A 12291-nucleotide genomic window follows, 5' to 3' on the forward strand; every position below is an offset into this window, starting at 1 on the left:
TGTCGGGCATGCGGCGCTGCTCGCGAGTTACACGCATGCGTTCGATCGGTTGTTGATCGGGTTGGCGGTCGTTACGGTGCTGTGTGCGGGCGTGGTGTTCGCGTTTCTTGGTGGGCGGCGGGCAGGGCTGGCCTCAAACGGCTAACGCACGCTCGTCTTGAAGCGCGACATGATTCCCGCAAGCCTGATGATGGTGGTTGCCCAATCGGCGATCGAACTCACTGATGCCGAACCAGCGAGTATCAGATTTTCAACTCGAATGGCGAGGGTGCAGTTGTCTCGTGGTCATCTTCGGTGCTTGGAAACAAGCGTTGGCCCTCGCGATCGCAAAAATAGAAGTTCTTCTCTCTGACGTCGTAGCGATAGAAAATGATCCGATCCGATGCCACGGGGGTCGTGTCGTAGCCTGACAGGTCCGCGTTGGGCGCACACAAGCGCTCAACCTCTTCCGGCCAGCGGAACTTCGAGAGATGGTAGTTTGCCCACCGGTCGATCAGCGGACCGAGTCCGGGCCAGTAGAACGAATTCAGGCGCGATGGCGGCGATGGTTTGCGATACTCGTCCAGGTCGGCGGTCGGCTGGATCGCGTCGAGTCCTTCTTCCATGTAGCGGCGGATGAACTCGAAGCGCAGTGCGGCCGTGCGGATGTTCGAGCTGTCGAGTTCGTCGAATTCGCCATTCAGCCAGAGCACGCCATCAATGACATAACTGGTGACACCGGCCGGCGGGGGAAATGCCAGCTGTAGCTTGATGCGTCCTGGCGGCATTAATCGGAAAAGTGGCTGTACATCGTGCCAGTGCAGTGTAATCGCCTGACCATCCCGGTCGACGACGTGCACGCTCTGCGCCTGTCGATTGAAGCGAATACGTGTGGACGGTTTTGTAAGAGCCAACAGCCCCCAAAAGAAAAGAATATTCACTATCGGGTAGATCAACAGCAATTCCCAAAACCAATCGCCAGTGAATACACTCGCTACCATTACGACAATAAAAATTGTGTGTTGCATTGATAGTAAATATATGATGTCCCTCGATTCCCCATCTCCAAAGCGCGTCTCGATAAACCGCTCATTGAAGAGTTCAGGGTCAGTGATATCATTTTCAAATTCGGCATCTCCTTTCCACACCGCGAGGTCCACTGGTTCCATCGGTGCTATATCCGAACGCTTCATCCACTGCGCTATGCCTTCCTCGAAACTCAGGTTTCTCTTGTTTTTGCCGAGCATCAAATCTTCAACTCGAATGGCGAGGGTGCAGTTGTCTCGTGGTCGTCTTCGGTGCTTGGAAACAAGCGCTGGCCTTCACGATCGCAGAAATAGAAGTTTTTCTCTCTGACGTCGTAGCGATAGAAAATGATCCGATCCGATGCCACGGGTGTTGTGTCGTAGCCTGACAGGTCTGCGTTGGGTGCACACAGGCGCTCCACTTCTTCCGGCCAGCGGAACTTCGAGAGATGGTAGTTTGCCCATCGGTCGATCAGTGGACCGAGCCCGGGCCAGTAGAACGAATTGAGTCGCGATGGCGGCGACGGTTTGCGATACTCGTCCAGATCGGCGGTCGGCTGGATCGCGTCGAGCCCTTCCTCCATGTAGCGGCGGATGAACTCGAAGCGCAGTGCGGCCGAGCCGATGCCCGAGCTATCGAGTTTGTCGAACTCACCATTCAGCCAGAGCACACCGTCAATAACTCGACTGGTGACACCGACCGGTGGGGGAAACGCCAGTTGTAGCGCGACGCGACCTGGCGGCATTAATCGGAAAAGTGGCTGTACATCGCGCCAGTGCAATGTAATCGCTTGACCATCCCGGTCGACGACGTGCACGCTCTGCGCCTGCCGATTGAAACGAATACGCGTGGAAGGTTTTGTAAGTGCCCACATGCCCATGAAAAACACGACATTCACTACCGGATATACCAATAGTAGTTCCCAAAACCAATCGCCCGTGAATATGCTCGCCACTATCACAACAACAGATATTGTGTGTTGCATCGACAGCAGATACATGAGGTCCGCCGATGTTCCGTCCCCAAATCTGGTTTCGATAAACCTCTCATTGAATAGTTCTCGGTCGCTGATATCATTTTCAAATTCGGCATCGCCTTTCCACATCGCCAGATTCACTGGTTCCATCGGTGCTATATCCGAGCGCTTGATCCATCGCGCGATACCCTCGTCGAAGCTTAGTTTTTTTTTGCTTTTGTCGAACATCAGTTTTTCACCTCGATTATCATCTCGGGATCGCTGAATGCATTGGGCCAGTAGCTCACCACGGTGTCGCCCATTAGCGTCGTCGTATCGAATTTCAGGTAGCCCACGCCATCGACCATCGTAACCCGGGACGGATCGTCGAACACCTGCTCCGTACCCAATGCTGCGATGTTCCGACGTTGCGTCAACTTATATGTACTGGCTTGAGGCAGCCAACCTGGAAAGGCCACGGTTATCGTGCGTGCGGGCATACGGTTCGTCAGGATCGGCCCAAGGCCGGGAATTGCTGCTTTGTTGAGTCGCTCTGCTATTCGCAGGTCCGTCTCAATACGCGGTTCCTTGGATAGCCGCATGAACGCCAAGCGCTCTATGGCAGCCGTGTCGAATTTCGGATGATTTCCCCACATGCACTGATCAAGCCAATCGGTGATCTTCTGCTCGGCCTTTTGCTGTTCCATATATCCGGTCCAGAGCGTACGCGCGATATCGGCGGCAAACAGGATCAAGCCAACTTGTCCACCTCTCAACTTTGCTAAGCTTGCCAATAGTCGTCCTACATATGGTTGTCCCAGCGGATGCGTACTGAACAGCCAAGCAGCACCGAATCCTGCCTCTGTAAATTGAATGCCGGCGTCAATCAGCGTGTAGATTCGCACATTGCCGTGTTGGCTGCGTTGATCGAGGGTAGCCTTAAATCCTCCAATAAAAGCCGCTCCACTTGTCCATCCGATCATTAAGCGGTCCGCCTTCTCACCTGCAGTCCTCGCCAACTCGGCCGCTTCCTTATTGCCAGCCAGAACGGCACGCTGCGCCTTCACCGCAAACGACGCGCTTTGCATCGCATACCCGCTCGCGACCACAACACCTGCATTGCTGCCGGCGTCCAGCAGATTGGTCAAGGTCAACCCGTCCACCGTCCCCAACTTCTTCACTGCATTGGCCAGGTTGATGGTGCCGATCCAGATACCCAATGCACCGGCGCCCAGTTTGACGCCGTGCCACAGAGAGAGACGCTTTTCCAATCCCTTGACGTATTCCCTGCGTGCTTGCGATTCAAATCTGGCAGCTTGTGCCTGGTAATACACCATCGCTTCGTCCATCGCGGCACTGAGCTTGCTGTGCCGAAACGGAGTCGTGCCCTTGATGCCCATGTCCTTGCGTAACCGATCAGGCAGTGCCTTCCGCGTGACGGCGGTCCGGCTGAGCCGTTGTCCGTCCAGAACCTCGATCATTCGCGCGTATGCGGATACCGGAAACCCTTCCGCGCTCGCCAGCCCCTTTTTGGCCAGCAGCGCCATGGTCACTTGACTGAGCTGCTGCGATGCCGCATCGGGTGGCACTTTCTGGAAGAGCTTCTCCAACTGCTCCAAGACGGCACTCGCGGCTTGATCCGTGGCCGTTGGCGCAACCTTGCGAGCGGCATCCACGTAGTTGTCGATACCGGGATAGCCGAGCATGGCGTAGTAGAAGACGCCGGTCGGCCGGTCGGAAAGCAGTTGATTGGCCAGTGCCTCGCTGCCTTTCTCGTGGTAGGCCAGTGCCAGCACGCATCGCGCAATGGCGCCACGCAAAGCCCGGAAGTTGTCACTATCCGTCACGTCGTATAGCGCCAAGGAAGGCGCCCATCCTCCCGCGCCGGTGTGTTGCCACCAGATCCATGCCGGCTCGCCATTCCGAGCGAGGGATTTCAGCAAATGAGTGTGTGCCCGACTGTCGTTTTCGAGGAATTCGGTGCGTAGATTGTCGTTGAGGAAATCCCGGCGTTTCTTGCGTGCGAGTTCGCCCTGGCGCTTGGCCTCGCTCGCGGCCCTCAAGATCGGCTGCCCGGTTGCGCTGGTTCCTCGCGTAGCGCTGACGACAATGTCGTCGTTGTAACTGGCGTTGTAGGCCTTATTGAACGCAGCATCCAACAAGACATCCGCGGCCTTGGACGCCCATCGGGCACGTTGGGAGACCGCGTTGTAATCGTTCCATGCCTTGAGCGCTTCGCCGACCCGCGCGCCCAGTTCGCTGAGCAGCCCGATTGGATCGAATAGCGCTACGGCAAGACGGGCGCTACCAGGGCCTTGGGCCAGCGCCATAGCCGCTGTCGTGGGAAGTCGCGCCGCGTGCGGATATTCCGACCATGGCACTGGTTTGCCGTCCAGGCCAACCGCTTGTTGATCGGCCACATCCTCTATCCGCAGCGTGTGCTTGACGACCGGGGCGGCATCGGGATTGGCGTTCGTCTTGAAGGCCGAACTCCACGGGGCCAGGTCGATTTCCGTGCCCAGTGCGGTTCGGATGCGATTCTCGTTGGCTTGGAAGGCCTTGAGCTTGCTGGGCGACTGCAGCGTATCGGCGAACCACACGACCACTTTCTTCGGGACGTGATCGTAAGCAGGAATGTAGGCAAACGGCAGAGGTGCGCCGACCAACTCGGTGGCGTTGAATTTCTTGTCGAGTTGCAGACGTTGGAACTGCGCGGGACGTCGTTCGCCGCCGTTGGTGTCGCCGTCAGGGCTGCGATAAACAAAGCAAATGATCTGCTCGCGATTGTCCGGATCGAAGATGTACAGGTAGCCATCGTCATCGCGCAATGAACGCAGCACGTACTGGTATCCGTCGAGTGCCGGAAAGCCTTTTTCGAGGTTCGCGTGATGGTAGGCAAAGCCCCCCTTTTCGGCAGGGGCGACCGCATAACGGAGCGGAAAAAACGGGATGACTTTATTGCAGCTATGCGCACCATGTGCCGATTGGCTGGCGGTGCAGGCAGCGATTTCCTGGGGTGTCTTGGCGATAACCGTCATGCCGTTTCCTTCGCGAGCAGATCGTTGATTTGCATCAGGCGCTGCCAGGCGGGTTGATCAGTCGCATTGAGCAGGCGTGTCAATACGTTGTCCGGATCATGCAGGCGCCGGGGATGATGGAAAAAGAGATTCAGGTAGGCCCAAAGGTCTTCGTCATTGACGAAACCCAAGGTCACGGCGTGGCTGACCTGGATGCCGACGGCCTGCAAGAGGAAGTTATCGTCCAACGCATCCAGTGCGGGGATTTTCTCGTTCCGAAGCCGGCGAACCCAGCCGCGATAGCTGTAGTCGACTCGCTGGGAATCGAGCGCGCGAATCACGTTTTCCGTTAAAACGAAGGGGGCCGCAATGGGCGGTGTCGAAATTCCTGACTGGCGTGCGAACTGGTACCAATCGCCACGACCTTCATTCCACTCACACCAGATCCAGCTCTGAATCGGCCCAAGCAGCATGTCCTGCTCGTCATCCGACAAGCCCTCGACCAATCCGCGCAACGCACGTGGCTCATGCGCGCGCAGTAGACCGAGGTTGCTGTCAGGCATCCGAGCGTGGCGTAGCATGCGCAAGTGCTGAAGCATCACGGTGAAATGTTCGTCCGATTGGAGAATGCCTCCCCAATGCAGCTCGGCCCAGTCATGCAACATCGCGGAAAGTAAAGCCGATTCGGGGTTGGCCTGGATGAGCAACGGGCCGTCGCGCTCTTGCTTCCAGTACTCGGTATCGGAATAGATCCATTCGCGGCGTGACGATGTGTCGAAGGCAAGGACTTTTTCCTCCATGCCGCTATCCAGCCCACCATCCAAGATAAGGAAAAAGCTCGGTCGCGAGCAGGTTAGCGCCCTCGCTTCCTCGGCACCATTCAGCATCGACTTCATACGGCGCTCCCATTCCGGCCGCAGGGGCATGGCTGGAGCGGACAACTGCCGTCATCCCGCATCGCACACAACGGGTTGATTGCACGGCCCTGGCGTGCCATTCCAGCAATACTGATGGCATTTTTTCTGCCAGCCGGCTGCTGACTCATCGGCCCCTTCACGCGAATCGCCACGCCATCCAGCGTGATGCCGCTGTTGTCGATGCGCACAGTCCCGCCGGAACTTTTGAGGACGACGGCCTCGGCTGCGCGAATCTCGTAGACCTTGGTGCGATGCTGGATGGCTTGCCCGGCCTCGACCTCCACCCTGCCTTGTACGCGCTGCTCCAGGTGTCCGCCGATGTCCACTGTATGGTTGGCAGCCGTCTTGTCGCGGCGGTGATTGCCCACCTCTTCCGTGCGATCCTTGCCCGTCGTGATCGTGTGGTTGCGACCGATGGTCAGAAAGTCGTCCTGCCCGATGTCGTGCCGGCGATCCCGCCCGATCGTGACCTGCTCGTCATGCCCCACCGTCTCCTTGCGGTCGTTGCCGATCGCAATCGTCTCGTCGTGCTCGACCTGCTCGCTGCGGTCGTGGCCGACGAACGTGGCTTCGTCGTGGTTGATGTGGATGTTCTGGTCGCGCTGCGCATGAACGTAGATTTCTTCTTGTCCGGCTTCGTCTTCAAAGCGCAGCTCGTTGAAACCTTCGCCCTTGTGCGTCTGGCTCTTGATCGTCATCCGCGTCTTGTGTCGCGGCAGTTCATACGGCGGTAGCTGCAGGCGGTTGTAGGTGCGGCCGGTGATGACCGGTTGGTCCGGATCGCCGTCAAAAAAGTCGACGATGACCTCCTGCCCGATGCGCGGAATCGCCATGTGTCCCCACAGCGCCCCCGCCCAGTTCTGCGCAACACGGATCCAGCACGAGCTGTGCTCGTTGTGCCGGCCCTGACGATCCCACGGGAACTGCACCTTCACTCGGCCGTACTCGTCGGTGTAGATCTCTTCGCCCTCCGGGCCCACGACCACCGCCGGCTGCGGGCCATCGATGCGCGGGTGCGGCAACGGCTCCGCGCGCCATTCGGCATCGTCCGGCACCAGTACCGCTTCGTAGCCGTAGTACGTGCCGTGTTGTGCGTCGGAACTCTCCTCGGCCTGACTGGTGTACTGCTTGCCGTGATGCACCAGGCTCACCGGACGCCAGCTACGGTTCATATCCTCGCGCGGGTGGCCCGTGAGCGCGAACGCGATGCCCGGTTGCAAGCGCGCGTCATCGCCACTGACAAACGCCACACGTGCATCGCGCCGGTGGCCGCGCAAACGATCGTGAGTGAACGCCTTGCCACTGGCTTCATGTTTATATCGGCCGGGATAGTCGTAGCGTGCGTAGCCGCGGCCCTGATGATCGAGATCGGTGCCGTCGCGTGGGTACTCGTGGTTGAAGCGCGGGTTCTTGAACGTGTAGTCGCGCTGCACCTGGCGCGCGGTACGCACGTTCTCGGTGAAGGCGAAGGTTCGCAGGCACGGTTGCGGCTGGTCGCCGCCCGGCGTGGAGTTGTACAGCACTGGCTCGCCGTCGAGGCGACCGAAGATGAACAGCCGATCGCAGTGAATCAGCCGGTGCCCCTCTTTGCCGTGCTGGAAAGCGTAGAAGAAGCCTTCCTCGCGCAGGATGCGCTCGATGAAGTCATAGTCGGTATCACCGGCCTGCACACAGTACTCGCGAGCGAGGTGTTCGTTGGTAGCGCGTTGCTCGTAGTTCATCGTCAGGCCATGCGCCTTGAACACGGCAGTCGCGATCTCGGTCACGTTCAGGGTCTGGAAGATCCGCCAGTCGGACGAGAGCTTGAGGCGTGCCAGACGCGGCTCGACCACGGCCGAGTAGCGAGTGCGTCGAAAACCCGTATCTCCCTGAACGAACGACGAAACCGCGCCGTGCACATAACGCACCGGGTGCCCGCCCTGCCAGATCGTGAGCAAGCCGTTGCGATCGAGTATCTGACCGAAGTCGAGAGCCGGGTTGGCACTGGCCAGTTCGACCTCCAGGCGGAAAGTCTCGGATAACCCCTCATGCAGCGTGAACTCGACGACCTCAAATGATTCGTCGCCGACGGCGAAGGTAAAGGACAACCGGGTTGGCTGCAGCATTGCAATAGTTCTCCGAACCGAAGACACGCAACCATGCGTATCCCCTCACGTCGGTACGCCATGTGTGCGACCGTTGGTTCCAGCCGTACACGATGACGAGCGATGTGGCAGTGCGATGTGAAACCCATGGCACCTCCCGGGGTGCCATGGATTCTTCAAAGCAAGAGGTTCGCTACCAAGGCGTCTCATGTCCATGAGACAGGTCCGAAAATTTACGACAACATGCCCTCTTGGCGGGGAAACGTTGATTTGCTGCCATCAGACCAACCGTGCTCTGACGGATTTTCCAGGCAATACCGCCTGCTTGATGTCAGGTTGTGGCGCGTCTCTCGGGCTAGGTGGGTGACAGCGCGTCCCCGTCGCTTCGGTTGCCGCTACCCATCGCCGCCGGATGGGCAAGACACATACGCATCACGCCAACACCAGCGGCGGCAGTGCCACATCCGCCCGTGCCTGCGCCCGTTCCACTTCAACCACCACATAGCGCCGCGCCTCCGGCCATAGATGCGCACGGCTTTCCGCCGCCTCGTCGATCGTCGCGCGGCCCTGCACGAGCCAGGTCGTCTGGCGGACGAAATCGACGAACAGCAGCGCGATGGCCGGATTCACGAGCAGGTTGCCGATCGTGTTGAACAGGTTGTTGCCGGCGAAGTCGGGCAGCACGAGCGTGCGGCGGTCGGGCAGGTCGACGAGCGGCTCGAACGAGCCGTCCGCGCGTGGCTGGCGGCCGCGGTACGAGCAGTCGCTGTTGCCGGCCGCGTCGGCGGTCGCGACGATCAGGAACGCCTGCTCGCGGATGAACGCGATCGCGTCGTCGGTCAGGGGGCCGCAGTCGTTCATGGTGTCGGTCGGCGAACGCGCCGTTGCGTGGGAATGCGCGATGCGCACGCAAGCGACATGCCACGTGGCGCGGCCGGCATCCGCACGCAGGCGCGCCTGCGCACTGTGGAAATTTCGAGCACCGGCTCGGCCACTGCGCAGTCGTGCTGTTCAGAATCGGCACACCCGCCGTGCCGCGTCGGTGAACACGGCACGGTGCGCACGCGGGCCGGCCGTGGTCGCGGTGCTTTCGTCCTGTTTGGCACGCATGTTGCGTAAACGAGGGCAGCGCAATTCCAACCGGCGCTGTACTCACACAAGCACGATGAACAGGAGACATGTATGAACCCGTTTGACCTGAAGCAACTGGGCCTCGACGTCGAATACCCGTACCGTCAGCAATACGACAACTACATCGGCGGCAAATGGGTTCCGCCGGTGAAGGGCGAGTATTTCGAGAACGTGTCGCCGATCAACGGCAAGCCGTTCTGCCGCGTGCCGCGCTCGGGCGCCGACGACATCGAGCTGGCGCTGGACGCCGCGCATGCCGCGCGCCGCAAGTGGGGCAAGACGTCGGTGGCCGAGCGCGCGAACCTGCTGCTCGCTGCCGCCGACCGGATGGAAAAGAACCTGAAGCTGCTGGCCGTGGCCGAGACGATCGACAACGGCAAGCCGCTGCGCGAGACGATGGCGGCCGACCTGCCGCTCGCGGTCGACCACTTCCGCTACTTCGCGGGCTGCATTCGCGCGCAGGAAGGCGGCATTTCCGAAATCGACGACAACACCGTCGCGTATCACTTCCACGAGCCGCTCGGCGTCGTCGGCCAGATCATCCCGTGGAACTTCCCGCTGCTGATGGCCGCATGGAAGCTCGCACCGGCGCTCGCGGCCGGCTGCTGCGTGGTGATGAAGCCGGCCGAGCAGACGCCCGCGTCGGTGCTGGTGCTGATGGAGCTGATCGGCGACCTGTTCCCGGCCGGCACGATCAACATCGTTAACGGCTTCGGCAAGGAAGCGGGCGAAGCGCTCGCGACCAGCAAGCGGATCGCGAAGATCGCGTTCACGGGCTCGACGCCGGTCGGCAAGCACATCCTGCGTGCGGCGGCCGACAACCTGATTCCGTCGACGGTCGAACTGGGCGGCAAGAGCCCGAACATCTTCTTCGCCGACGTGCTCGACCAGGACGATGCGTTCCTCGACAAGGCGCTCGAAGGGCTCGCGATGTTCGCGCTGAACCAGGGCGAAGTGTGCACGTGCCCGTCGCGGATCCTGATCCAGGAATCGATCTACGAGAAGTTCATCGAGAAGGCCGTCGCGCGCGTCGAGCGCATCAAGGCCGGCCACCCGCTCGACCTGCAGACGATGATCGGCGCGCAGGCGTCGCAGCAGCAGCTCGACAAGATCCTGTCGTACATCGACATCGGCCGCGACGAAGGCGCGCAATGCCTGACGGGCGGCGAGCGCACGGCACCGGCGGCGGAACTCGGCACGGGCTACTACGTGAAGCCGACGATGCTGCTCGGCAACAACAAGATGCGCGTGTTCCAGGAAGAGATCTTCGGGCCGGTCGCGTCGGTGATGACGTTCAAGGACGAGCAGGACGCGATCGAACTCGCGAACGACACGTTCTACGGGCTCGGCGCCGGCGTGTGGACGCGCAACGGCACGCGTGCGTACCGGATGGGCCGCGAGGTCGAGGCCGGCCGCGTGTGGACCAACTGCTATCACCTGTACCCCGCACACGCGGCGTTCGGTGGCTACAAGCAGTCGGGGATCGGCCGCGAGACGCACAAGATGGCGCTGTCGAACTATCAGCAGACGAAGTGCCTGCTGGTGAGCTACCAGGCCGAGGCGCTCGGGTTCTTCTGATCCGCGCACGGGCGTCCCGGCCGGTCGGCGGTGGTATGCGTCGGCCGGTCGGGGCGCCGTCTCGAGCGGCGAAGCGGCGGATGCCGGAGAGTCGTCGAACGCGTGTCGCGCCGGGCGAGGGTGGCTGCCTGGCCGACGATGGTGCGCGGATGCGTGCCGCGCGGCCGACCGGTGATCCGGTGGTTCGCCGTTTCAGCCCATTCGCATTCGCAACCCGGCATCGGCTGCGCATCGCCGCGGCTTGCGCCGGAAACGATACCGGCGGCCGTCCGTTCGCAGCGGCAGCTTGAGCCGGCGGTTCGGACATCAAACCCCATGTCAGAACCGCCCCGATCCAGTCCGCGCCATCCCGTGTTCCACGCGGGCGAACTCGATGCGCATCGCCGCTTCGGCGTTGCCGACGAAGCCGAGCGGATGAGCGACGTCGTGACGACGCGGCTGAGCGTCGGCGTGCGGCAGTTCGTCGAGACGCAGCCGTTCATGTTCGTCGGCACCGCGTGCGGCGGGCAGGCGGGCGTGACCTGCGACATCGTGCAGAGCCGGCGCGACGCGAACGGCGACCTGCTGCCGGTCGTACGCGTGATCGACACGAAGACGCTGCGCTTCGCGCTGCCGGTGTATGGCGCGGGCGATGGCGGCCGGATCGATGCGGCGCAGTGTGGCGGCAGCGGCGTCGGGCTGCTGTTCGTGGATTTCCTGCGCGGCATTCGCTACCGGATCAACGGGCGCGCGACGCTGCGCACGGATCTGTCCGAGGCGGACGCGGCGCCGTGGCCGGCCGACAGCGCGATCGTCGAGCTGGCGGTCGCGCAGGCGTACGGCAATTGCGGCACGCGGGTCGTGCGGATGCGGCCCGCGAACGGTGGCTAGCCGGCCGCCGCGCATTGCCGGGCGGGCGACGCGTACCGGATGCGCTGGCGCGGCGCGTGCCGCACCGGCGGGGTGCGTGCGACAAGGCGTTCGGGCATGCCCGCATGGCGCGTTCGTGCCGCGCAGCGTCGAATGACGGGCTTTGCGCGGGTCGCGCACGGTTCGGCACGGGACTTGCGTGACAGGCGCGGTTCCAGGCAGGTGAGGGAGGACACGATGGACCAACACGTGGCGTGCAGCGAAGAACCGACGGCCGAAGATACGCGGCGCAACGCGCAGGGCGACGATGCGCTGGCCGGGCAGGCGGTCGTCAGCGTCGCGCATGACGCCGACGAGCAGGCGCGCAACCTGATCGGCTGGCGGCAGACCTACGACCAGCTCGCGGCCGGCCGCTTCGTCGGCACGCTGACCGAGCTGCCGCTCGACACGATGAAGCTGTTTCGCGAATCGACGAGCCACCTGCTGCGCCAGGCGTGCGAGGTGCGCGGCGATGCGTACTGGTTCGGCATCCCGCTCGTGTGCGACGGCACCGCGCGCGTCGACGCGTGCCGCATCGGGCCCGGCGCGCTTGCGTTCCGGCCCGGCAACGTCGAATTCGAACTGGTGACGCCCGCGCAGTTCTCGATCTACGGCGTGGTCGTGCGCGGCGACGTGTTGCGCCGCTATGCGGAGGAGGTCGAGCGCCACGCGCTCGACGAACGGCTGTTCACGCAGCGCGTGATGCAGGTCGGTGA

General features: G+C 61.7%; 8 protein-coding genes and 1 pseudogene. 3 read left to right on the plus strand and 6 right to left on the minus strand.

All coding sequences use genetic code 11. From position 1 onward, the window contains the following. Nucleotides 1-242 precede the first annotated feature (242 nt). The 6 genes from JYJ84_RS16230 to JYJ84_RS16255 form a co-directional block, all read right to left on the minus strand. Nucleotides 243-1226: a hypothetical protein gene (locus JYJ84_RS16230; protein WP_175222264.1), complete on the minus strand. Its 984-nt coding sequence runs from the start codon at nucleotides 1224-1226 to the stop codon at nucleotides 243-245. Continuing rightward, nucleotides 1226-2209 (minus strand): hypothetical protein, encoded by a 984-nt coding sequence (locus tag JYJ84_RS16235; RefSeq protein WP_175222265.1) that lies wholly within the window; start codon nucleotides 2207-2209, stop codon nucleotides 1226-1228. The genes JYJ84_RS16230 and JYJ84_RS16235 overlap by 1 nt, the downstream gene beginning before the upstream one ends. Then, nucleotides 2209-4998 (minus strand): toxin VasX, encoded by a 2790-nt coding sequence (locus tag JYJ84_RS16240; protein ID WP_175222266.1) that lies wholly within the window; start codon nucleotides 4996-4998, stop codon nucleotides 2209-2211. The genes JYJ84_RS16235 and JYJ84_RS16240 overlap by 1 nt, the downstream gene beginning before the upstream one ends. After that, nucleotides 4995-5873, minus strand: a complete 879-nt coding sequence (locus JYJ84_RS16245; RefSeq protein WP_175222267.1) for a DUF4123 domain-containing protein — start codon at nucleotides 5871-5873, stop codon at nucleotides 4995-4997. The genes JYJ84_RS16240 and JYJ84_RS16245 overlap by 4 nt, the downstream gene beginning before the upstream one ends. Further along, on the minus strand, nucleotides 5870-7999 hold the full coding sequence (locus JYJ84_RS16250) for a type VI secretion system Vgr family protein (protein WP_175984800.1): 2130 nt from the start codon (nucleotides 7997-7999) through the stop codon (nucleotides 5870-5872). The genes JYJ84_RS16245 and JYJ84_RS16250 overlap by 4 nt, the downstream gene beginning before the upstream one ends. Nucleotides 8000-8410: 411 nt before the next feature. Further along, nucleotides 8411-8839, minus strand: a complete 429-nt coding sequence (locus JYJ84_RS16255; protein WP_122944098.1) for a pyridoxamine 5'-phosphate oxidase family protein — start codon at nucleotides 8837-8839, stop codon at nucleotides 8411-8413. A gap of 321 nt (nucleotides 8840-9160) precedes the next feature. Between JYJ84_RS16255 and JYJ84_RS16260 the strand changes: the two genes are divergently transcribed. The 3 genes and pseudogenes from JYJ84_RS16260 to JYJ84_RS16270 form a co-directional block, all read left to right on the plus strand. Further along, the gene (locus JYJ84_RS16260) at nucleotides 9161-10687 is read left to right on the plus strand and encodes an aldehyde dehydrogenase family protein (RefSeq protein WP_122944100.1); all 1527 of its coding nucleotides are present in this window, start codon (nucleotides 9161-9163) and stop codon (nucleotides 10685-10687) included. A 315-nt stretch (nucleotides 10688-11002) separates the two neighbouring features. Next, complete coding sequence (locus JYJ84_RS16265; protein WP_175222269.1) at nucleotides 11003-11557, plus strand: hypothetical protein; 555 nt, start codon at nucleotides 11003-11005, stop codon at nucleotides 11555-11557. 216 nt (nucleotides 11558-11773) lie between these two features. Next, nucleotides 11774-12291, plus strand: a pseudogene (locus tag JYJ84_RS16270) (AraC family transcriptional regulator); the annotation flags it as partial.

The sequence above is a fragment of the Burkholderia sp. LMG 13014 genome, from assembly GCF_905232215.1.
GTDB lineage: Bacteria > Pseudomonadota > Gammaproteobacteria > Burkholderiales > Burkholderiaceae > Burkholderia.

Bases quoted from the DNA above. Each gene is read 5' to 3' on its own strand.
- JYJ84_RS16230 (WP_175222264.1), bottom strand. From the start codon at position 1,226: ATGCTCGGCAAAAACAAGAGAAACCTGAGTTTCGAGGAAGGCATAGCG.
- JYJ84_RS16235 (WP_175222265.1), bottom strand. From the start codon at position 2,209: ATGTTCGACAAAAGCAAAAAAAAACTAAGCTTCGACGAGGGTATCGCG.
- JYJ84_RS16240 (WP_175222266.1), bottom strand. From the start codon at position 4,998: ATGACGGTTATCGCCAAGACACCCCAGGAAATCGCTGCCTGCACCGCC.
- JYJ84_RS16245 (WP_175222267.1), bottom strand. From the start codon at position 5,873: ATGAAGTCGATGCTGAATGGTGCCGAGGAAGCGAGGGCGCTAACCTGC.
- JYJ84_RS16250 (WP_175984800.1), bottom strand. From the start codon at position 7,999: ATGCTGCAGCCAACCCGGTTGTCCTTTACCTTCGCCGTCGGCGACGAA.
- JYJ84_RS16255 (WP_122944098.1), bottom strand. From the start codon at position 8,839: ATGAACGACTGCGGCCCCCTGACCGACGACGCGATCGCGTTCATCCGC.
- JYJ84_RS16260 (WP_122944100.1), top strand. From the start codon at position 9,161: ATGAACCCGTTTGACCTGAAGCAACTGGGCCTCGACGTCGAATACCCG.
- JYJ84_RS16265 (WP_175222269.1), top strand. From the start codon at position 11,003: ATGTCAGAACCGCCCCGATCCAGTCCGCGCCATCCCGTGTTCCACGCG.